At 39.0% G+C, this 22721-nt stretch carries 22 protein-coding genes, 1 pseudogene and 1 other annotated feature; of the genes and pseudogenes, 6 read left to right on the top strand and 17 right to left on the bottom strand.

The window, feature by feature from the left end:
* From AC1Q59_RS18725 to AC1Q59_RS18745, 5 genes and pseudogenes are all read right to left on the bottom strand, one after another.
* Nucleotides 1–411: pseudogene (locus tag AC1Q59_RS18725) on the bottom strand (IS4 family transposase); the annotation flags it as partial.
* A gap of 210 nt (nucleotides 412–621) precedes the next feature.
* Nucleotides 622–1506 (bottom strand): RluA family pseudouridine synthase, encoded by an 885-nt coding sequence (locus AC1Q59_RS18730; protein WP_492367386.1) that lies wholly within the window; start codon nucleotides 1504–1506, stop codon nucleotides 622–624.
* 20 nt (nucleotides 1507–1526) lie between these two features.
* A complete protein-coding gene (locus AC1Q59_RS18735; protein ID WP_492367387.1) occupies nucleotides 1527–2321 on the bottom strand; it encodes an NAD kinase in 795 nt (264 codons plus the stop codon).
* A gap of 22 nt (nucleotides 2322–2343) precedes the next feature.
* Nucleotides 2344–2976 carry a GTP diphosphokinase gene (yjbM, locus tag AC1Q59_RS18740; protein WP_492367388.1) on the bottom strand — a complete coding sequence of 211 codons (633 nt, stop codon included), beginning with the start codon at nucleotides 2974–2976 and terminating at the stop codon, nucleotides 2344–2346.
* Between the two features lie 28 nt (nucleotides 2977–3004).
* Entirely contained in the window at nucleotides 3005–3379 is a 375-nt protein-coding gene (locus AC1Q59_RS18745; protein ID WP_492367389.1) for a UPF0738 family protein, read from the bottom strand.
* Nucleotides 3380–3514: 135 nt separating this feature from the next.
* Between AC1Q59_RS18745 and AC1Q59_RS18750 the strand changes: the two genes are divergently transcribed.
* The 4 genes from AC1Q59_RS18750 to AC1Q59_RS18765 all read left to right on the top strand — a co-directional run bounded on the left by AC1Q59_RS18750 (nucleotide 3515) and on the right by AC1Q59_RS18765 (nucleotide 6219).
* A complete protein-coding gene (locus tag AC1Q59_RS18750; RefSeq protein WP_492367390.1) occupies nucleotides 3515–4096 on the top strand; it encodes a CYTH domain-containing protein in 582 nt (193 codons plus the stop codon).
* A complete protein-coding gene (locus tag AC1Q59_RS18755; protein ID WP_492367391.1) occupies nucleotides 4096–4731 on the top strand; it encodes a lytic transglycosylase domain-containing protein in 636 nt (211 codons plus the stop codon). Before AC1Q59_RS18750 ends, AC1Q59_RS18755 begins: the two co-directional genes overlap by 1 nt.
* 178 nt (nucleotides 4732–4909) lie before the next feature.
* Entirely contained in the window at nucleotides 4910–5788 is an 879-nt protein-coding gene (locus AC1Q59_RS18760; RefSeq protein WP_492367392.1) for a ClpXP adapter SpxH family protein, read from the top strand.
* Between the two features lie 281 nt (nucleotides 5789–6069).
* Nucleotides 6070–6219, top strand: coding sequence for a hypothetical protein (locus tag AC1Q59_RS18765; RefSeq protein ID WP_492367529.1), 150 nt, complete (start codon nucleotides 6070–6072; stop codon nucleotides 6217–6219).
* Between the two features lie 49 nt (nucleotides 6220–6268).
* Here AC1Q59_RS18765 and pepF read toward each other — a convergent pair whose 3' ends face one another.
* From pepF to AC1Q59_RS18795, 6 genes are all read right to left on the bottom strand, one after another.
* Complete coding sequence (gene pepF / locus AC1Q59_RS18770; protein ID WP_492367393.1) at nucleotides 6269–8086, bottom strand: oligoendopeptidase F; 1818 nt, start codon at nucleotides 8084–8086, stop codon at nucleotides 6269–6271.
* A 187-nt stretch (nucleotides 8087–8273) separates the two neighbouring features.
* Nucleotides 8274–9473: a competence protein CoiA gene (locus tag AC1Q59_RS18775; RefSeq protein WP_492367394.1), complete on the bottom strand. Its 1200-nt coding sequence runs from the start codon at nucleotides 9471–9473 to the stop codon at nucleotides 8274–8276.
* Nucleotides 9474–9620: 147 nt separating this feature from the next.
* On the bottom strand, nucleotides 9621–11138 hold the full coding sequence (gene cls, locus AC1Q59_RS18780) for a cardiolipin synthase (protein WP_492367395.1): 1518 nt from the start codon (nucleotides 11136–11138) through the stop codon (nucleotides 9621–9623).
* Between the two features lie 107 nt (nucleotides 11139–11245).
* Entirely contained in the window at nucleotides 11246–11899 is a 654-nt protein-coding gene (gene mecA, locus AC1Q59_RS18785) for an adaptor protein MecA (protein ID WP_492367396.1), read from the bottom strand.
* Nucleotides 11900–12239: 340 nt separating this feature from the next.
* Nucleotides 12240–12635: a transcriptional regulator SpxA gene (gene spxA, locus AC1Q59_RS18790; protein ID WP_492367397.1), complete on the bottom strand. Its 396-nt coding sequence runs from the start codon at nucleotides 12633–12635 to the stop codon at nucleotides 12240–12242.
* Between the two features lie 241 nt (nucleotides 12636–12876).
* Nucleotides 12877–13452, bottom strand: a complete 576-nt coding sequence (locus AC1Q59_RS18795) for a GNAT family N-acetyltransferase (protein ID WP_492367398.1) — start codon at nucleotides 13450–13452, stop codon at nucleotides 12877–12879.
* Nucleotides 13453–13781: 329 nt separating this feature from the next.
* Here AC1Q59_RS18795 and AC1Q59_RS18800 point away from each other — a divergent pair, with 329 nt between their 5' ends.
* On the top strand, nucleotides 13782–13970 hold the full coding sequence (locus AC1Q59_RS18800) for a hypothetical protein (protein ID WP_492367399.1): 189 nt from the start codon (nucleotides 13782–13784) through the stop codon (nucleotides 13968–13970).
* A 36-nt stretch (nucleotides 13971–14006) separates the two neighbouring features.
* Here the strand turns inward: AC1Q59_RS18800 and AC1Q59_RS18805 are convergent, their stop codons facing one another.
* From AC1Q59_RS18805 to AC1Q59_RS18825, 5 genes are all read right to left on the bottom strand, one after another.
* Nucleotides 14007–14942, bottom strand: coding sequence for an ABC transporter ATP-binding protein (locus AC1Q59_RS18805; protein WP_492367400.1), 936 nt, complete (start codon nucleotides 14940–14942; stop codon nucleotides 14007–14009).
* 2 nt (nucleotides 14943–14944) lie between these two features.
* The gene (locus tag AC1Q59_RS18810) at nucleotides 14945–16012 is read right to left on the bottom strand and encodes an ABC transporter ATP-binding protein (protein WP_492367401.1); all 1068 of its coding nucleotides are present in this window, start codon (nucleotides 16010–16012) and stop codon (nucleotides 14945–14947) included.
* A gap of 79 nt (nucleotides 16013–16091) precedes the next feature.
* Nucleotides 16092–17006 (bottom strand): ABC transporter permease, encoded by a 915-nt coding sequence (locus tag AC1Q59_RS18815; protein ID WP_492367402.1) that lies wholly within the window; start codon nucleotides 17004–17006, stop codon nucleotides 16092–16094.
* A gap of 4 nt (nucleotides 17007–17010) precedes the next feature.
* Entirely contained in the window at nucleotides 17011–17946 is a 936-nt protein-coding gene (locus AC1Q59_RS18820) for an ABC transporter permease (protein WP_492367403.1), read from the bottom strand.
* A 95-nt stretch (nucleotides 17947–18041) separates the two neighbouring features.
* Complete coding sequence (locus AC1Q59_RS18825) at nucleotides 18042–19685, bottom strand: peptide ABC transporter substrate-binding protein (protein ID WP_492367404.1); 1644 nt, start codon at nucleotides 19683–19685, stop codon at nucleotides 18042–18044.
* A gap of 585 nt (nucleotides 19686–20270) precedes the next feature.
* Nucleotides 20271–20510, top strand: a binding site (T-box leader).
* Between the two features lie 107 nt (nucleotides 20511–20617).
* Between AC1Q59_RS18825 and trpS the strand changes: the two genes are divergently transcribed.
* Nucleotides 20618–21607 (top strand): tryptophan--tRNA ligase, encoded by a 990-nt coding sequence (gene trpS / locus AC1Q59_RS18830; RefSeq protein ID WP_492367405.1) that lies wholly within the window; start codon nucleotides 20618–20620, stop codon nucleotides 21605–21607.
* Nucleotides 21608–21871: 264 nt separating this feature from the next.
* On the opposite strand, the gene AC1Q59_RS18835 is transcribed toward trpS, so the two are convergent.
* A complete protein-coding gene (locus AC1Q59_RS18835; protein WP_492367406.1) occupies nucleotides 21872–22618 on the bottom strand; it encodes a YjbA family protein in 747 nt (248 codons plus the stop codon).
* Between the last annotated feature and the right edge of the window lie 103 nt (nucleotides 22619–22721).

Genomic DNA, 22721 nt, shown 5'->3' on the forward strand with positions numbered 1-22721 from the left:
ATCACAAAAAGACATTGGAAGCTTAAGTTCGGTAGAGTCAATAATTTTTAACCTTCCGATTCCGTTAGGAATCCCTGGATGTTCTCGAGTAAGGTTATGAACAAGTTCGAACACTTTTTCATATACTCGCTTTACTTTCTCGGTGGGAAGATCATTGATTCGTCGACTTAATTGAGAGCCGCTTATTTCTTTAATACCTATTTCCTTACGCAACTTTGGGTAAGCCCTTAACTTTTCTTCCATGTGGGAGTAGGACTTCCACTCATCTAACTGCGCGCTAACAAAGGTTTTTATTAATGATTTTGTAGTTAATTTTTTTCCGTAATCAATCAGAGGACAATCAAAATCCTCTAAAGGAAGTAAAGATAAACATTGACAAATTACCAATTCTTGACCTATACTTTTACTCACGTTATGAGCTCCTTTTGTAGAAGATTAGGGAACAAGTATGGTCTCTCTTCTACATTAGGAGCCTTTTTGTTTTGTGTAAAGAAAATAGCGTTTTTGCATTTTTTTCCATCTGTGCAACGCTAGTGGGTCAGTCCCCCATTGCGTTAATGCGTTAATCCGTCGGGGGTCAGGCCCCCAATGATTTAACGCAGTAAAGAACCTCCCCGGCTGCTATAAAAGCTGCCTCATGTCGTCGGGGAGGTCCTGGTTAAATTCCATGTGTTTTTTTAAAAAGGGATGGTAAAAAGCAAGCTTACAACAGTGGAGAGCCTGCCTGGAAATAAGGTCCAGGCTGCCTCCGTACAGATCATCTCCGAGCAAAGGATACCCCAGATAGGAAAGGTGTACGCGAATCTGGTGGGTACGTCCTGTTTCCAGCTTGAGACGCAGATAGGTGAATTCCGGAAAGCGCTGAAGAACCTGAAACCTGGTAAGGGCGTATTGGCCTTCAGGGCTAACCTCCCTTTCGATAATACTGTCTTGCTTCCGGGCAATTGGCTGTTCAATAATCCCAGAATCTTCTTGCACGAATCCTCCTGCAAACGCTTCGTACATTCTATGAATTTCCCTGGACTTCTGCTGTTCACTAAATAAGTGATGAACATGTCTATGCTTAGCAATTAAGACAATTCCAGAGGTGTCTCTGTCAAGCCTAGTTACAATATGGGCCGAAGATTTGAGGCCCATTTGCTTATAATAGCCGATTAGTGCATTGGCAAGACTTCCTGCAGGATGCTCCCTCGAAGGAATCGTGCTCATACCCGCAGGCTTGTTGACCACAAGCACATACTCGTCTTCGTACAAAATATCTAATGGAATAGTCTCAGCCTTTAGCCCTTCACTCGGGTGCTCTTCAGGAAACTCAACCGTCACCAGGTCTTTTGGCTGAAGCACATAACGGACAGTCTCTTCTTTACCGTTGACCATTATAGATCCGCCCTGAAATTTGATATCTGTAAGGGCTGTTTTTGAGATGTTTTTTTCTTTTAAAAAATCCCTGATTAATTTGTTTTTGTCCTCATCAGCAATAACCCATTGCAGCTGAAACCTTGTCATACTTTGCTCCTGCCTTTTTCTTAATCTGCAACGAATGAATCATGAACCCTTTTCCAAAATGGGAAAGGCCGAAAACGGGCAAAGCGGACTTTTTCATCTGCAACGCGGAATTGAATGGATTTAACATCCTTATGGAGCAGATTTAGATGATCAATGGTAATCTGAAAATCTGAGTCGTTCACCGGCTTTAGCATACAAGTGTGGTGGGCTGGCAGAACAAGCGGAGAACCGACCGTCCGGAAGACCTTATTATTGATGGAAGCCATTTCAGCCAGCTGGATCGCCTGAATCGAAGGATGCAATATCGCTCCTCCCAATGCTTTATTGTAGGCTGTACTCCCTGATGGCGTGGAAACACAAAGGCCATCACCTCTAAATCTTTCAAAATGCTGGCTGCGTATGACCACATCCATCACAAGAGTTGCATCGACCGCTTTGACGGTTGATTCATTTAAGGCTAAGTACCGCGTCTCCCGTCCGCCATGCTGATATCTAATGATAACCTCAAGCAATGGATATTCAACAATATGATAAGGGGTTTTGGCAATGGCTATAACCAGTTTTTCAATTTCTTCTGGAACCCAGTCGGCATAAAAGCCAAGATGTCCGGTGTGAACCCCGACAAAAGCCGTTTTATCCAGACGAGCAGTATACCGGTGAAAGGCATAAAGTAAGGTTCCATCGCCTCCGACTGATATCACTATGTCTGGCTGCTCTTCGTCATAGATAAGATCAAAATCCAATAAATAAGTTTTCATTTTATGCATGAGAGTATTTGATACATTATCACCTTTTGAGGTAATGGCAAACTTCATCTTCCTTTGCTCCTTATCAATTCTATGAATCCTGCTGCTGTTCTTTTTTTCTTGTAAAGAAGGCCTGTGCCTCCTGGATCTCTCCGCGAATCAGGGACATTTCCTCATCAAGTCTAAAAGCAGCCTCTGCTGCTCTTTGCAGCCGCATTTGGATATCCTGCGGAAATTGGCCTTTATATTTATAATTTAATGAATGCTCAATGGTTGCCCAAAAATTCATGGCAAGTGTCCTTATTTGAATTTCAACAAGAATTTTTTTTTCTCCTTTAATTGTCTGAACTGGGTAAAGGATGACAACATGATAGGATCGGTACCCGCTTACTTTTTTATGGGAAATATAGTCCCTTTCTTCAACGATTTCAAAATCATTCCGGCTCCTTAACAGTTCAACAACCTTCTTAATATCATCCACAAATTGACACATCATCCTAAGGCCAGCAATATCCTGCATTTCTTTTTCAAGATTATCCAGCGTAATCCCTTTTTGAATAGCTTTATCCAAAATACTTGCCACAGGCTTAACACGGCCTGTGACAAATTCAATCGGGGAGTGCAAATTTTCCTGCTGAAATTGTTTTCTCATGCCTTTTAGCTTAACCTTAAGTTCCTCCACGGCCTGCATGTATGGACGTAAAAATTGTTCCCAATCCTTCATGAACAACACCACCTTAGATGAAAATCACTTAATTAAAGATTCCCTCCACTTTTTCAACCATTACTTCTCCGTAATTGCTGTTTCCCTTTATATTTTCAATTAAGTAGGCAAGCTCTTCATGAAGCCCTGAAAGCTGCAGATCTTCGTTCCCGTTTGTTAAGTAAACGCTGGAATCTTGATCCATTGCTTTTTTAAGGACAGACCAAAAAGGTTCTGGGATTACTATGTAAGTATAGTCGTCTAGATGATCAGTTATGTAAATAAATGATAGGTTATCTGAGTCAACCAGCATTTGTTCCATTGGCTTAAGACTTCCAACAGAAATTTGTTCATCTGTACTTAACATTAATTCATTCTTATTCTCATTAAATATTGCATCCGTAATTGTTATTTTCTTTTTCATATTTTCAACCTCCAAACTCCCTACTATTTTATCATAAGCATTGAAATAATCTAAAAAAATTTGCGGGATTGAATGGAGAAAGAGATAATAAAATGAACGCAGCGAAAGATGTTTGTTTTGAAAGGATGAATCATAATGGAGCAAAATCTTGAAATTGAGTTTAAAAATTTGCTTTTGAAGGAAGAATTTGAACTTCTTAAAAAGTTTTTTAATATAAACGATAGTGACTTTTTTACACAGGAGAACCACTATTTTGATACACCAGTATTTGCTTTAAAAGAAAAAGGCTGTGCTCTTAGGCTAAGAGAAAAAAAAAGCAGCTTTGAATTGACATTAAAGCAGCCGCACAAAGAGGGACTTCTTGAAACAACGGAATTGCTTAGCGTTTCAGAAAAAGAGGCTATCCTGCGCTCAGGCAAAATCAATCATCCAGCCATGATAGAGGTCATCAATCAACTTGGTGTTTCTGCAGAATCCATTACGTATTTTGGCTCTTTAAAAACAAAGCGCGCCCAGAAAGCATACAAAGACGGCCTTATAGTTCTGGACCATAGTTTATATTTAAATAAGGAAGATTATGAGTTAGAATATGAAGTAAGCAGCAGAGAAACAGGCCAAAAGGTATTTACCGGCCTGCTGCAGGATTTACGAATTCCATTAAGAGAAACAGAAAATAAAATTAAGCGTTTTTACCGAGTGAAAAAGGAGTCATACTAATGAACGCCGGACAATTAAAAGTCATGCTGGAATTGCAGGCATTAAAGAACTTCAGCCAAACCAGCTCCATGCAGCCTGAGCAAGACTCCCTATTCCAGGAGCTCCTTGCTAAAATAATCGCTGAAACTAATACAGATCAGGCATTACCTGCTATTAACAAAGAGAATAATGTTTCCACTAAAGAGATGAATGCTGTACCAGCACCGGTTCTCCCTCCCTTCAGCCAGGCCGGCATGGAGAAATTTAAAAGCCTAAGTCCTTCCATCAATGACATGATTGAAAAAGCAGCAGATGCCTTTAAAATACCTGCTAAGCTCTTAAAATCTGTTATAAAACAGGAGTCTAATTTCAACCCAAATGCAGTAAGCCACGCAGGTGCCTCTGGCCTTATGCAGCTCATGCCAGAAACAGCAAAAGGACTGGGAGTGCGGAATATTTTTGATCCTGAGGAAAACATTTTTGCTGGAGCCAAATATTTGCGCCAGATGATGGACAAATATGATGACAATATTGAACTTGCCCTAGCAGCCTATAACGCAGGCCCTGGAAATGTGGATAAATACGGCGGAAGGATTCCTCCTTTTAAAGAAACAGAGGAATACGTTAGAAAAATAACAAGCACCTTTCTTTCCTAAAATTACATATTGGATTTTAAGCGTCTATTGTTTGCAATAGACGTTTTTCAATTTAAACTAAAGATATAGGAACAATGTCTAAGCTATTTATTTGAGTTAAAAATCACTCATTGATAGAATGAACTTAGCTTACTAAATCCATTATGTGCGAAAATGAAATGATGAAAGGTGAGAACCATTGAACAATCAGGAATCATTCGAAAGAAAGCCGACATCTCCTCATTGTTATGGCAGCGAGAAAAAGCCGCTTGAATTGTTCATGTTTATTGATCCACTTTGTCCAGAATGCTGGGCACTCGAACCAATTATTAAAAAACTAATTATTGAATATGGCCGTTATTTTTCGATCAAGCATGTCTTGAGCGGCAGACTTGCTTCTTTAAATATCGGGAAAAAGCATGGATATGAAAACATGGCTGAGCATTGGGAAAAAACAGCCACGCGTTCAGGAATGTCATGTGATGGCTCACTTTGGTTTGAGAATCCGATCTCATCTCCTCACCTTGCTTCAATAGCTATAAAAGCTGCAGAGCTGCAGGGACGAAAATCTGGGATCAGGTTCTTACGAAAGCTTCAAGAGGTACTGTTTCTGGATAAGCAAAATGTTTCAAGCTTTGATGTGCTTAAAGGCTGTGCCAAAAATACTGGTCTGGATGTAGCAGAATTTATCAACGACATTCATTCAGACAGCGCAGCTAAAGCTTTTCAATGTGACTTAAAAATTACGTCCGAAATGGATGTGCAGGAAATTCCCACCCTGGTCTTCTTTAATGAACATATAGAGGATGAAGGAATTAAAGTTACCGGTTTTTACCCATATGAAGTATATGAACAAATTATAGAGGAAATGCTGGCTGAAAAGCCCGAGCGCATGGATCCTCCGCCAATCGAAACATTTATAAAATATTTTAAATTTGTTGCTTCCAAGGAAATTGCAGTAGTTTACAATTTAACCATTAATGAAGCGGAACGAGAAATGAAAAAGCTTCAGTTAAAACAAATGGTTGAAAGAATTCCGGTGAAATACGGAGTGTTTTGGAGATATCAAAATATGTAAACAAAACAAAGACCATGCATTTTATGCATGGTCTTTGTTTTCATACGAAAAAAGGGGATGGGAGAAATTTTTCACGGCAAACAAGGGGTAATGTTTGTTGTGATCAACTTCATATCTGTAATATAACACGTCCTTTTTTATTTATCAATGAGTTTGTGCTTTTATTCACATTATTGTCAAATCCCCTCATAATACAGGAAATAAAGAATATATTTTTTATAGGACAAAAATGACATGTACAAATTTGGAGGATTGAAATGAAGAGGATTCCCTTTATCATCATGCTCTGTTTTGTAGTTATTTCTTTTATATTAAACTTTTTTGCACTTTTAAAAATTTTTCCAATCTTAATTAGTTCACCACTGTTATTTTTATCTTTATTCATTTTCATTTCATCGCTTAATAACCGGAGGAGCTTTAAAGGGTTTTAACGGCAAAAAAGGAGAACCATACTCTGGTCTCCTTTTTTGCATTTTAAGCTTATCCTAATAATTTTTCCATTTCATTAAGCTTTTCTTCGAAAACTTTGCATGCGTCCTCAACTGGTTTTGAGCTTGTCATGTCGACCCCCGCCTTTTTAAGAACTTCAATTGGATAATCGGAGCTTCCGGCTTTTAGGAAACCAATATATCTTTCGACTGCCGGTCCGCCTTCCTCCAATATTTGCTTGCTTAAAGCGGTTGCTGCACTAAATCCTGTTGCATATTGGTAGACATAGTAATTGTAATAAAAATGAGGGATTCTAGACCATTCTAGCCCGATTTCTTCATCAATGGCCAGGTTTTCTTCACCAAAGTATTTTTTGTTCAAATCATAGTACTTTTGCGTTAACGATTCAGCTGTTAATGCCTCGCCATTTTGTCCCATCTGATGGATAAGATGTTCAAATTCCGCAAACATGGTCTGTCGGAAAACAGTGCCCCTAAACCCCTCAAGATAATGATTTAACAAATATAATCGTTTCTTGTCATCATCAACGGTCTTCTCTAAATAGTGGCTTAAAAGAGCTTCATTGCATGTAGAAGCAACCTCAGCAACGAAAATTGAATAATTTCCATATGGGTATGGCTGCGACTTTCTCGTATAATAGCTATGGACGGAATGCCCGAATTCGTGTGCAAGGGTAAAGAGGTTATTTACATTATCCTGCCAGTTCATAAGTATATATGGATTTGTTCCATAAGAGCCGGAGGAATACGCACCGCTCCGCTTTCCTTTATTTTCAAGTACATCTACCCAGCGATTTTCAAAGCCTTCTTTTAAAACCTTCAAATAATCATCGCCAAGAGGTTCTAATCCTTTTAAAATAATATCCTTTGCTTCTTCATATTTAATGTCCATCTTCACTTCTTTCACCAAAGGTGTGTATAGATCATACATATGAAGATCAGAAAGGCCAAGCACCTTTTTGCGCAGCTTGACATAGCGATGCAAAAGATGCAGATGATTATTCACTGTTTCCACTAGATTATCATATACGGATTCAGGAATATTGTTAGCAGATAAAGCGGCCTCGCGAGCTGATTGATAATTTCTTATTTTTGCATAGAAATTATTTTTCTTCACATTTCCGCTTAGTGTGCTTGCAAAAGTATTTTTAAATTTTCCATACGTATCATAAACCGCCTTAAAGGCATCATGCCTGACCCTTTGGTCGTCACTTTCCAGAAAACGGATGTAGCGGCCATGGGTTACTTCTACCTCTTCGCCGTTTTCATCCTTAATGGATGGGAATTCAAGATCAGCATTATTCAGCATGCCAAAGGTATTGCTTGAAGCATCAAATACTTCAGATGCTTGTGCCAGCATTGCTTCCTGTTCAGCTGACAAGACGTGTGGGCGCTGCAAGTTAATTTCTTCTAATGATTGTTTATATAATTGAAGCTCTTTCTTTTCCTCTAAAAAGCCATTTATTTTTTCTTCATCCACTGACAAAAGCTCCGGTACAATGTAGGCTAGGGCGCTGCCTGCCTGGGAATAGAGATTTTTGATTCTGTCATCCATTCCTTGATAAAAGGAATTGGTGGTATCCTGGTCATAGCGCATATGGGCATATGTATAGAGGGTTCCAAGGCGCTCAAGCAGCCTGTCCTGATATTGGAGCGCTTCATATAATAGGTCAGCACTCTCTCCTAGCTTTCCCTGGTATTGCTGTGCATCAGGGATCAGTTGACTAACCTCTTTATATTCCTTGTCCCATGCCTCATCATTGTCAAAGATATCTTCGAGTCTCCATGTCAGTTCTTCAGGCACTTCTTTTCTAGCTGGAAGGGCTTTCACTCCTGCTTCATTAGCCATAAATCCATCCTCCATTCCATATTTTACAAAGATCATTAAATAAATTATTTCTAGCTCTAGCATATAAAGTCCTTTAATAATGGGCTTTTCTTTTTAAGAAGGGGTCAGTTTAAACTGACCGTTGATTTCAGCGAAAATCAACTAAGCAGTTAAACTAACCTTAACACACTGACTGAAAAAGAAAATATCAACCGTTTGGCTTAATAGAGGTCATGATTATTTTGCCGTATTTCTTATAAAAAATCCTTTCGTTTTCTAAGTGGTCTTTTTGGTTTTCTGCTATAATAATTGGTCTTTTCTTTCGAATGTAATTTTCTCCTGCTGGTTCCAGGACTTGAATGCTGTTCAGAAGGGTGATATATTCTTGTACTGCTTTGGCAGCACTCCCCCCTTTGCTCAGAGGAAGATTTCTCAATTTAATATCTTTATTCCTAACTCTTTTGGAAAATGCATGTAGGATGGATTCTAATGAAAGATCTTTACGGGTAGTAAGGGAGTCTATGAAAATGTAGCTTTGCCATTCAATTGGCGAGGTTTCGATATGCACCCCATGGTAGACGGGGAGACCAATTTCTGGCGGCAGCAGCGAAGGACTCAGGCGATTAACATACAGCTCTTGAAGAAATTTGTTTTTCATGGAGCCATAAAGGGGAATCGTGATGGTTTTCGCTTTTCTTATTTCATGCATCCAAATGTTGCTGTTAACGGGTGAAGAATGGATTGGCTGAAGAAGATCGGATAGCGCGGTCTTTTGTAAAGGCTTCACATTGAACTTGGAAATGACATTTTTTGCGGAATACGGGAGAATTTGCTGAAGGCTGATGAATTCATTCGTGATGGGACAAAAACCCAAAACTGTCCATTGGTTCGAAAGCATATTGGAGAGAAATAAATAATCAAATCCTGATAAAACAGCTTGGGTGCTGCCCTTTCTCTTCATACTCTTTCCGGCCCGAATCCAGATGGGGGTAATATTTGCCAATAAATAGGCTTCCGTGCGTTTAATAAATAATTCTTCCGGAATCGTTGAGCATTGATATTCGATGGCATATTCAACACCATTATAAGCAAAGCCAATATCCGGGCGCTGGGCTATATCTTTGTAATATGGCTCGAGCTTTGGTGAGACGCCATTGGTTTCAAGCCACTGAAATAGACGGAGCTTTCCGGATAAATGGTACTCGGATTCCCGCTCATAGCTCTCTGAGCAGGCTGATCCCTGTTTGTGGGCAAAATGAGGAATCTTTTTCGTTCCAACTTTTAAGCTCACATCTTCCCCGCACTCGGGACAATAAAAAACCTCCTGTCTTCTAAGTTCCAACAGCTGTGTGCGGCTGTTTTTTACCGCATTAATTAATTTCCCTTGCTTAGTTAGCGAAACTAGCAACTCATCAGCTCCTTTCTTTTTTACATCAGTTAAATTTCGACAAATTTACAAAAAATCCTTCATCCCTCAAAAAAAGAGGACAGTCCTACGATGGTTTAACGCATTAAACCATCGGGGGACTGTCCCCCACCGCTTTAAAGTGGTCCCTTATAAAAGCGGCGATAATAATCTTGAGGTTGACTCGATGATGCGATAGCCAATGTGTCTTCTTTCGAATATGCTTCGGTTGATTTCTCTTGAGTGTTTAAGGTCGTTAAGGTATTCGGTGACGAGTTTTTGTGTACTTCCTGTACGGTATAGGAAGGCGTTCACTTCAAAGTTTAGATGGAAGCTTCGCATATCCATATTAGATGTGCCTATTGAGGCTAGCTCTCCGTCAACAATGACAATTTTGCTGTGCATAAAGCCTTTTTCATATTCATAAATTTTTACTCCAGCTTCAAGAAGTTCTGGAAAATAGGAACGTGAAGCATAAAAAACAATTCGTTTATCCGGACGTTTTGGCACCAGAAGCTTCACATCAATACCGCTTAAGGCAGCAATTTTCAATCCGGAAAAAATATCTTCATCCGGAATAAAGTATGGTGAAGCAATCCAGACAGACTTTTCCGCCGACGTTATCATAGAGAAGAAAATATTCTTGATGACACTCCATTCATTATCAGGCCCTCCTGCAATTAACTGAACCCCTCCATGTATGCTTTCCTCAAGCGCGGGTGACAAATAATCCGCTGATAGCATGCTTTGGTTAGTCATATAATACCAATCCTGCAGGAAGATAAGCTGCAATGTTCTGACTGCCTCACCCTTTAGCATTAAATGGGTATCACGCCAGAAGCCAAACCCTTTATCCCTGCCTAAATACTCATCTCCAATGTTTAAGCCGCCTACAAAGCCGATACTGCCGTCGATCACGATGATTTTGCGATGATTTCTAAAATTAAATTTGCTATTTAAAAATGGCAGACGAACTGGGCCGAAAGGAATCATTTCCACCCCTGATTGCCTAAGTTCATCCACATATTTATCTGAAAGCTGCCATGACCCCACAGCATCAAAGAGGAAACGGACCTTTACCCCTTCCTTTGCCTTTTGTATTAAAATGTCCTTAATTTCTTGACCTATATGATCATGACGAACAATATAATACTCGAGATGAATATGGTGAGCAGCCTGCTTTAGGGCATCCAGTATATGTGAAAAGGTCTCATCACCGTTTGTCAGCACCTGAGTTTTCGTTGCAAAAGAAATTGGGCTATTGCCAATCTTATGCGCCAAATGAAAAAGCTTTCGCTGGTGATCGCCTAATTGCCTCATCTTTTCATTTGCAATCAGCTCGGCCTCACCTTCAACTCTTAAAAAGGCTTTTTTATCCAAAAAATATTTTTCACGGAACATTTTCTCTTTTCGGTAATTCCGGCCAAATAAGAGATAAAAGAAGAACCCAAACAGCGGGAAGCTTCCCAGAACGACAAGCCATGTTAACGTCTGTGAAGGATGGCGGTTTTCAAGGAAGATAACAAATGCAATAAAAATGACGGAAATAGTCATTAGAAGACTGACAACCCAAAAGAAAGCACCTGTCTGCTGAATATAATTATCATATAAAAATACTAGTCCTGCGAGCACAACAACATATAAAAGAAGTCTAACCGTATTTTTCACACTTTCACCTGCTTGCCCTATAAAAATTCCCACAAAAGGAAATAACATTTATATTTTATTATAAAAGCAAAAAAAAAGCCGATTTCGAATCAGAAATCGGAAATTTGTTAAAAATACTTTCTTAATTCTTTAAATACATTTTCGCCGATGATCAACTTCCCATATTCTGCCACCCGATAAATGGTCATTTGTGTCTCTATGCCATATTCAAGTAAAATAGATAACAGGTTATCAATATCATCCTCATCAAAAAGCTCTTCAGGAAATTCAACAAATAAATAATATTTACCCTCAAAGGCATAAAGCTTCGTTGGAATTAAATCCAGCCCGCCGCGCTTTGCCAGTGAAATGACGTCCTCAAAATCCCTAAAGGTAAGGAGAAAATCCAATTTATCTTCATCTTCAGAATCAGAATCATGGTTGAATGTATGATCGAGCAGTTCTTCTATATTTTCATCAACAGGAAGATCTTTAAGTTTTTCATCAAGAATTGGCAGCTCAAATTTTTGGCCGTCTTTTGAAATCTGTGCTTTTGTCACAAGTATTTCAAGCCCTTTATCGAGGGCCTGTACTTGGATCCAAAGCGGTCCCTCAACGGTAAACTCCTCTTCCTGGTGAACTTCATCCATCATTTCCCAAAAGAGTTCTTCGCTGCGCTCACGGTTATACCATATCTCATCGCGCTCGAAGCCCCTTTCTTCTATATCAACATACGAAATATAAAATTTTACAGTATGATCATTGATACGTTCAATTTCCATTTTGCAACTCTCCCTTCCGGAATTGGTTAAAGGGATAAACCCTTATCTAATCCGTTGTTTTGCACCCATTTCTTTAATATGGTTCAATCCCTTTAAATAGAAGGTTTTGATTATTGCACCTTGTACTTTTATTTTATGATAAAAAGAGAATAAAGGGAATGCAAATGTCACAACATTTGAAAAACCATTAAACGCCTAGATAGCAAAATGAAATTTAAATTCAATCCTCCAAAGGTTTGAATTTCCCCTATTTTATCAAAGTTTTCAACTTATCTCAAACCTTTAGCCTCAATCAGTTAGAAAAGGCCTCCTTTTATGAAAAAGAAGGCCTTTTTGCTTATTAATTTACTAAACGCTGTGCTTCTCTTAGCTGGAATGTGCGCACCCTTCTTGGAAGGAAACGTCTTATTTCATCTTCATTATAACCAACCTGTAAACGCTTCTCGTCAATGATAATTGGACGGCGAAGCAAACCAGGGTTATCCTGGATGAGTTTAAATAAATCCTGCAATGGCAATGTTTCTAAATTCACTTCAAGTTTTTGGAATATCTTTGATCTTGTTGAAATAATTTCGTCAGTACCATCTTCAGTCATTCTCAATATCTCTTTGATTTCCTCAATTGATAAAGGCTCTGAAAAAATATTTCTTTCTTTATATTCGATATCATGCTCTTCCAGCCATAGCTTGGCTTTACGGCAAGAAGTACAACTTGGTGAAGTGTATAATGTAACCATATTACAAATTCACTCCTTAAATATAGACGTAGAAATCTATCTAAATGATCATATGTTTATTAATGAACAAGTAAATCTTTCATAAATTAAAATTACTATAAAAAAGTAATTTATATTATTTATTATACACCAAATAAAGTTGATTTGGTACATCTTTTTATGTAAATACTATGACATTAATAAAACAGATTGATCATTTACATTGCCCTAATATATAAGACGTTTGAGAAGCTGAAAAGTTTCAAATTTCATCTAAAATATTTTGATTACTTGAGTCCTCTGCAAAAGTAAGAACTTCCTCGGCCGGCTGGTACGATTCACCGTAGAAATGTTTGTCACGGTAGGTGTGGATCAGCTCATAAGTCTTTACCATAGATTCATAAATTAATTCTTCACTTTCATTATTTGGAGCCCAATACAAAATTTCCATTTCGTTAATCTCTTTTGTCGCCAAAGACCGCCTTCTATAACCGATTGATTGGGCGTGTTCAAAACCTTCCCTCTTATAGAATCGAAGCCTTTTTTCTGTATCTGTATCCTCATAGTTAACAGGCTCTACTTCAAGAATTATTGGCTTCCTTTTATCTTTTAGTTTTTCAATTAATTTATGGCCAAGCCCTTGTCCGCGGGATTCACTTGACACAAATAAATAGTCAATAAAAATAAATGAATCAAATTCCGCATACATTAGAACATGGTATTGCCCTTCATCTTTATGATAAATATCAGAGCGCTCCTTCAATAAACTTTCCATATGTTCCTTTGATTTCATTTCCTCTACAGGAAAATATTGATTCAATTTTTCATACCAATGCATATGATCTCTCCTTTAATAAGCTTTGCTAACTGCAGCCGTTGATTTCCACTCCAGGCGCTTCGCTTTCCGGGGGGCGTTTTGTGAGCCTCCTCGGAGCGACTGCTCCTGCGAGGTCTCACTTCAACGCTGATCCCCCAGGAGTCTACGCGCCTTCCGTTCCAATCAACTAAGATATTAAACCACATTAACCTTAATAATTATTGAAGAATTTAATCCAGAAATTCCACTATAATTAAAGTATTTGGCATATACCCTCTTTCAATACAGGCAAAACTTTAATACAATAGAAACAAGGGATTTTATCAAAAAATTCAAAATGGGGGATTAAGATGCCTGGGTACATAATGGATCTTGCGATTGTGGCGATTTTAATCATTGGGCTTACTGCTGTATTAGGAGTTCTTACAAATGCACTCGGTGAAAGACTTTTTGGCGGGAAAAACCGCAACCAATTTGTTGAGCAATCTTTGAAATTCCAGACTGGCTGGAAAGCAGTCGGAGGAAAAAAGAATAAATAGAAAAAACGCAAGTGCCCCTGGCGCTTGCGTTTTTCGTTATTTAGCGTATTTCTTCTTTAACTCCTTTTCTTCCTTCTCAGAACAATAGACAAAATGTCCAGGAGTTATTTCACGCATTTCAAGCTTTTCATTCTCACCATATTGATGAACCTTTGGATCATATGACTTCCGCTTGCGGGTTCTCTCTGTTTCAGGATCGGGCAGCGGAATTGCTGATAATAAGCTTTGCGTATATGGATGCATTGGCTTGTTGTATAAATCCTCTGCAGGCGCAAGCTCAACTAGCTTACCAAAGTACATAACACCAATTCGGTCGCTTATATACTTAACCATAGAAAGGTCATGAGCGATGAACAGATAGGTTAAACCTTTCTCACGCTGAAGCTTCTTCATTAGGTTAACAACCTGTGCTTGAATCGAAACATCGAGAGCAGAAATCGGCTCGTCAGCAATAATAAAGTCCGGTTCCACCGCTAAAGCGCGGGCAATACCAATACGCTGCCTTTGTCCGCCTGAAAATTCATGCGGATATCGGCTTGCGTGTTCTTTATTCAGTCCAACGGTTTCAAGCAATTGATAAACCTTTTCCATACGTCCCTTTTTACCTTTTGCCAATCCATGAATATCAATGCCCTCGGCAATGATATCAGCAACCGTCATCCGCGGATTTAAAGAAGCATACGGATCCTGGAAAATCATCTGCATTTTCCGGTTAAACTTCTTTAATTCTTTTGCAGACTTTTTGCCATGGACATCTTCCCCGTTAAATAGGACCTGGCCGTCTGTTGCATCATAAAGCCTAATTATCGTACGGCCGGTTGTTGACTTTCCACAACCAGATTCACCAACAAGACCTAGTGTTTCCCCTTTATAAATATCAAAGGATATTCCATCAACAGCCCTTACCATATTAGGCTTACCAATATTAAAATACTGTTTTAAATTTTTGATTTCAAGTAATTTTTCAGCCATGATTATTTACCCTCCTTCAGCAAAACTGGCTCTTTATAGTTGGAGGATAATTGGCGCAACCGTTTTTTTACAGCTTCCGGCGGCTCAACTTTAGGAGCATCCGGATGAAGAAGCCAGGTTTTCGCAAAATGCGTGTCGGAAACCTGGAACATTGGCGGCTCTTCTTCAAAATCTATTGCAAGTGCATACCTATTTCTTGGCGCAAATGCATCTCCTTTCGGAGGATTTGTAAGGTCTGGCGGTGTGCCAGGAATAGCAGCCAATTCTTCTTTTTCATCATTTTCTAAGCTAGGCATGGAGGCAAGCAGTCCCCATGTGTATGGGTGGCGGGGATCATAGAATATTTCATCCACAGTACCCATTTCAACAATTTGGCCTGCATACATAACTGCCACACGATCGGCTACGTTTGCAACAACACCAAGGTCGTGTGTAATGAAAATGATCGAAGTTTCCATTTTATTCTGTAATTCCTTCATCAAATCCAGGATTTGGGCCTGGATGGTAACATCAAGAGCTGTTGTCGGTTCATCGGCAATTAAAAGCTTTGGATTCGCTGCTAAAGCAATGGCAATCATTGCACGCTGCCTCATCCCACCGGAAAATTCGTGAGGATACTGATTCACACGTTTTTCCGGCATCGGGATCCCAACTAATGTTAAAAGCTCGACCGCCCGTTTTTTCGCATCCTGCTTGGACATATTTTGATGCTTTATCAAACCTTCCATAATCTGATACCCAATCTTCATTGTTGGATTCAGGGAAGTCATTGGATCCTGGAAAATCATGCTAATTTCTTTTCCGCGGATTTTCTCCATTTCTTTTTCTGTCTTTGGAACAATATCGTCACCATTAAACAGGATTTGCCCGCCTGTAATCTTCCCTGGCGGCATTGGTATTAATTTCATAATTGACTGAGAGGTAACACTCTTTCCAGAGCCTGACTCACCCACAATAGCAAGTGTCTCCCCCTTATGAAGATCAAAGCTGACACCGCGTACCGCTTTAACATGGCCTCCATAAGTTTGGAATGAGACTTCTAAATCTTTTACTTCCAGTACTTTTTCCATTTTCTCACTCCCATTATCCAGGTCGGCGTTTACAGGGTCTAAAAACGTAAGACCCTGGGGCAAACCGCCTACACTTTTATTATTTGCGAAGTCTCGGGTCTAAGGCATCTCGAAGGCCGTCACCAACAACGTTAAACGCAAAAATGGTTAAACAAATAAATGTAGCTGGGAAGAATAAACGCCATGGATAATAGCGCAATGCTGGCAGACCATCGTTAGCCATTGTTCCCCAGCTGGCAAGTGGAGGTGTTAACCCTAGACCTAAATAACTTAAAAATGCTTCCGTAAAAATCGCATTTGGGATCGTTAATGTCATGGTAACAAGAATTGGAGCCATAGAATTTGGTATTAAGTGTTTGGCCATTATTCTTGATGTACTTGCTCCAAGTGTCTTTGCTGCAAGTACATATTCCTGGCTCTTTAATGACAATACTTGTCCACGGACAATCCGTGCCATATTAATCCAGCCGGTAATTGTCATGGCCAGTATCATCGTACCCAGTCCTTGGCCAAGTACAACCATTAACAGAATAACAAGCAATAAATAAGGCACGCCATATAAGACGTCAGCTAAACGCATCATAAATTCATCTGTGCGTCCGCCTTTATAGCCTGAAATCCCGCCCCATAAAACACCGATAAACAGATCAATCAGCGCCGCTGCAACACCGATGAAGATTGAAATACGAGCACCTTCCCATGTACGTGTGAACACATCACGGCCAAGGTCATCTGTTCCAAACCAGTGTTCAGAAGATGGAGCTTTATTTTTATTGCTTAAGTCATTTGTCGCATAATCATAAGGTGTCATATGCGGTCCTGCGATCGCCATGATAATTAAAATGATTAGAAGAACTAATCCAAATATAGCAAGCTTATTTTTTTTGAATCGGACAAATACATCCTTCCAAAATGAAAGACTTGGTTTTGAAATTTTTTCTGCGTCAGTTAAGTGAGTTCCGACGAGCTGAAATTTATCTTTCGATATTTGCATTTATTTACTCTCCTTTCTTCCCGCCGGCAAGTTTAATTCGTGGGTCGATAATTCCATATGCGATATCAACGAGGAGAATAGATAGGAGTAACAAAATACTATAGAACACTGTTACACCCATAATAACTGTATAGTCACGATTTGAGATACTAGTAACAAAGTGAGAACCTAATCCAGGAATACCAAAAATCTTTTCGATTACAAAGCTTCCTGTCAGTATTCCCGCAGTCAGCGGACCCATGTATGTTACAACTGGCAAAAGCGCATTTCGGATAGCATGTTTCACTGTAATAACTCCGCTTGATAACCCTTTTGCTTTTGCAGTTTTAATATAATCGTTGCTTAATACCTCAAGCATGCTGGAACGAGTTAGACGGGCAATAAAAGCCATTGGTGTTGATCCCAATGCTATAGCCGGCAATACAGTGTGCATAAAAGATTCCCATCTCGCAACTGGGAAAATTCCCATCTTAATGGCAAGAAAATATTGTAAAAAGGTAGCCATGATAAAGGATGGAACAGAAATCCCCAATACAGCGACAATCATCGCAGTGTAATCCTGCCATTTATTATGCTTTAATGCTGCAATAATTCCTAAGATAATACCAAATGCCACAGCTAGCAAAATGGCTTCCAGACCAAGAGCAGCGGATACAGGAAAACCTTCACTAATTAAGTCATTTACGGTTTGTGCTTTGTATTTAAAAGACGGACCAAAATCCCATTTCAAAATTCTTAAAAGATAATCTCCATATTGAGCATACCAAGGTTTGTCTAATCCAAAATGTGCGTTTAGATTTGCTTCAATTTCCGGAGGAAGTTTTTTCTCTGAAGTAAATGGGTTTCCTGGTGCAATGCGCATGAAGAAAAACGTTGCCGTTATGATGAGCCAAAGAGAAATAAGCATGTACAGCAAGCGCTTTCCAATATATTTCGCCATTGTCAGACACCTCCAATTTTTACATCCTTAAAGCAGAAACGAAGGTATATAAAGGAGACAGGCTCCCTTATATACCTTTCGTTTATAAGGTTTTATTATTCAAAATATGCCCACTTGTACTGAACATCACCAAGACCAGAAATAACAACATCTTTTAAGTTGTCAGCCTGTACCCAGTTCTCAGTATAGAAGTAAATAGGCATTACTGGCATTTCATCCATAATTACTGCTTCAGCATCTTTTAATAGCTGCTGACGTTTTTCTGCATCAGTTTCTACAGCAGATTGAGCTAGAAGATCTTGGAACTTTTTGCTTTCCCAGCCTGTATCATTGTTTCCGCCATCGGCGTCGCGATACATTTCAAGGAAGTTAATTGCATCGTTAAAGTCTCCTAACCAGCCCATACGTCCTACTTGATAATCAAGTGAATGCATCTTATCAAGGAACACTGCCCACTCTTGGTTATCTAGAGTTACTTCAACACCAAGATTTTGTTTCCACATATCTTGGATAGCCTGAGCAATTTTTTGGTGACCTTCTGAAGTGTTGTATGAAAGTGTGATAGCCGGAAGCTCAGAAACATCTTTAAGCCCTAGCTCTTCTAAACCTTTTTGTAAATATTCTTTTGCTTTTTCAGCATCATTATCAGCGAAATATCCCTCTTCGTTCTCTGGGAACATAGTTGGCGGTACGATTGCCTGTGCTGGCAGCTGTTCGCCCTGAAGGATATTGTCAATGATTTCCTGACGGTTAATTGCAAATGTAAATGCCTTGCGGATATTTGCATTGTTGAAAGGTTCAACAGTTGTGTTGAATTTATAGTTGTAAATACCAGCAATTGGTTTTGTGATCAGACGTCCGTCATCTTTAAGAGCTTGCATGGCATCTGTTGGAAGAGCGCCTGTTGGTGCACCAGCCCAATGAAGTTCGCCATTATCGAACATTGATAACTCAGTGTTAGGATCATTAATCATGATCATTTCAATTTTTTCTAGTTTTACTGCATCTTTATCCCAATATGTGTCATTCTTTTCAAGGACAATCTTGTCGCTGTGAGACCACTCTGTCATAACGAATGGACCATTAGAAGTGTAGTTTTCGCCAGCATCATTTGCCCAATCTTTGTTTGCCTCAGCAATTTTGCTGTTAATTGGAAGATAAGTATAGAATGCTGTAAGTTCTAAGAAGAATGGTGTTGGATTTTCTAGAGTTACCTCTAATGTTTTGTCATCTTTCGCTACAATACCAACATCATCCATGCTTCCTGAACCAGTGTTAGCTGCTTCAGCACCTTTAATATAGTAAAGCTGATAAGCATATTCTGATTGGTTATTAGGATCTAACGCCCATTTCCAAGCATATTCAAAATCTTTAGCTACTACAGGGTCGCCATTTGACCATTGTGCATCACGAAGAGTAAAGGTATAAACCTTTTGGTCTTCTGAAACTTCAATTTTTTCTGCTGCTGCTTCGATCGGCTTGCCATCTTTTCCAATTCGAGTTAATCCTTCGAATGTTTGTCGAAGCACAGTACCTGAAGTTGAATCCTTCGCTAAACCAGGGTGAAGTGAAGGTGGTTCAGAGTTGATATTTACACGTAATTCTTGCGGAACATCTGACTTGCTTCCGTCTTTGTCACCGCCGTTATCATTGCCGGCATTGTCATTGCCGCCACACGCTGCAAGGAACATGCTAAGAACTAGCAGCATACTAAAAAGAACTGATAATCTTTTCTTCACGGTCTCTACCTCCTATTTTTTGCAAACGCTTTCTTTACAAAATACATTCAAGAAACACAAATGTAGCTCATGAATATATTTCTTAAATAGTCTGTGAATTACAGTGAAAAATAAACAGACAAATTTAGTTAAGTCATTAAAAAAGTAAGTTTGCATTAATCATATAAGAATCAATTCCTCTATTATTCTGACAATTTTAAAAAAAGAGGATACGACCATTACATGGAAACATTTAACTTACTTTTATACAATAATAATTTACTTAGCTAAAGACTTAACGAATTTGCTATATTTGTAACAATTTTGTAAAGAGACAGTTTGCTAGATTTATTATAATTAGTTTGAAATTATATTTCAAGTAAGATAATTCTCAAAAAACATTGAAACTCTCTCGAAATATTTATTTATCAATATATTATGGACCAAAAAAAAATATTTTTTTCGTCAATTTTCGTCAAGGTCTAAATACAAAATATGAATACTTATTCAGAATTTTTATTTGTCTGATATAATATTTATGCATTTTTTAGTGCAACTTGATTTTCAAACCCAATTGCTATATTATTACAAGTAGTATGAATATAGCAAGAGGCTATGATAAAGAGGAGTATATTTACCTATTTGTTTTCAGAGAGCTTGTGGCTGGTGCAAACAAGCAACACGGTAAGTAGAATGGACTTTTGAGCCTGCATTCGGCGGTTCTCACATTTGACCTGCACGTTCCGTTCCTCACGTTACAGAGGATTCCAGGCTGTTTACCTGGAGCTAAAGTGACTCAAAAGTAATGAGTAATTAGGGTGGCAACACGGACCATTCGTCCCTATGTTTATGGGGATGGATGGTCCTTTTTGTTCTTTATACATAACATATAATTATTCCGCCATTCTAACCTATAAGTCATGGCCAAGCTGAGCTTAAAAGGAGGAAGAAAAATGAAAACAATATTCTCAGGCATCCAGCCAAGCGGTATGATTACTCTTGGCAATTACCTGGGTGCCCTAAAGCAATTTGTGGAGCTTCAGAACGAGTATAATTGCTACTTCTGTATTGTGGATCAGCATGCCATAACCGTTCCGCAGGACCGATTGGAACTAAGGAAAAACATTCGCAGTTTAGCTGCCCTATACTTAGCAGTTGGCATTGACCCTGAAAAAGCAACACTATTTATTCAGTCTGAGGTGCCGGCTCATGCTCAAGCCGGATGGATTATGCAATGCATTTCCTATATTGGCGAACTTGAAAGAATGACTCAATTCAAGGATAAGTCTGCAGGGAAGGAAGCTGTATCTGCGTCATTGCTGACCTATCCCCCATTAATGGCTGCAGATATCCTTTTATATAATGCAGATCTTGTACCAGTTGGCGAGGATCAAAAACAGCATATCGAATTAACCCGTGATTTGGCCGAAAGATTTAATAAGAAATATAATGAAATCTTCACCCTTCCTGAGGCAAGTATTCCAAAGGTTGGTGCCAGAGTCATGTCCCTTCAGGAACCAACGAAAAAAATGAGCAAATCCGATCCAAATAAAAAAGCATCCATTAAGCTTCTTGATGATCCTAAACAAATCGAGAAAAATATTAAAAGTGCTGTAACTGATTCCGAAGGTATTGTAAAATTTGATAAAGAGAATAAGCCCGGTGTTTCAAACCTGCTTTCGATTTACTCCATTTTTTCTGGAAAAGAGATCTCTGAACTGGAGAGAATGTATGACGGAAAAGGGTACGGGGAATTCAAAACTGACTTGGCTGAGGTTGTTGTTAAAGAAATACAGCCGATTCAGGAAAAATACTTTCATCTTATGGAATCAAGCAAGCTGGACGAAACCCTTGATCTAGGAGCTGAAAAAGCTCAAAAGGTTGCTAATAAAATGCTTAAAAAGATGGAAAATGCCATGGGCCTTGGAAGAAAACGCAGATAATATTAAAAAAATCTATCACAATGGTGGTAGATTTTTTATTTGCTTCTGTAAAATTGGCCGTTGATTTCCTCTCCAGGCGCTTCGCTTTCCGGGGGTGCGTTTTGCGAGCCTCCTCACAGCTTGCGCTCCTGCGGGGTCTCGCTTCAACGCTGATCCCCAGATGTCTACGCGCCTTCCGTTCCAATCAACTTAGCAGTTAGAATCAACTTTAAGATTTAACATCCTGTATCTTAAACAACTAAAAAAAGGAGCATTTCCGCTCCTTTAATTGACCTTTGGCCCATGCTCCATTTCCCAAAGCTTTTCAAAAAACGGCTGACCTTTTATTAGATTTTCGCAGAAGTGCTCATGCTTGCTTGTCCATCCATATTTACTCTCTTCATAAAGCTTTAGCCATGCATCTTCGAATTCCATCTGCTGTATATCTTTATAATTTTCCGGGCTCCATTCTGTGTACCAATAGCGTACTTCAGCTACATTTTTGGAAGAATAAAGCTGGTCAAGGGCCATGAACATTAGCTGTTTTAATTGCCTTTCTTTTCTTGTTAATCCTCCCATTAATTGAGGTGATGGCGACAGGATATGAAAATCCTTCATAGCTCTTTGGTCATTAAATTCATATTTAATTGCCTCTTGGTTTTCCAGCATTTCAAATGCGAGCTGTTCTTGTCTGGGGATAAGCCTGCTTTTTCTAATCGGAATATTGTATCCGATAGTGTCAATTGCCATAATTCCAGATCCATCAGAAACAACAAAGCAATAATCCAATTGCACACGTTCGTGATTTCTTCTAAGATATGCCTTTTGATAGATATCATCCAAAAGCTGCTGCGGCAGTTCTGACAGGTCATTTTCAATGTAATCAAATAGGATAGGTTCAATTTTTAATAACGGTACTTGATCCAGCAGTTCTACTCCATCATCCTTGCGCCATTCATGAAAGTGGCAAACATTGTATCCATTCTCTTCGCCTTCAAACCAATTTACCCATACGTCATGAAGATATAACATTTTTTTACCCCCACTTCTAACAAACTGTTTGTCACTCAGTATGGGCAGTGGCAAGTAAAATTATTCCTATTTTTACAATGAGAAACTCCAATAGCATTCAAAG

The sequence above is a fragment of the Cytobacillus sp. MT66 genome (genome assembly GCF_058792595.1).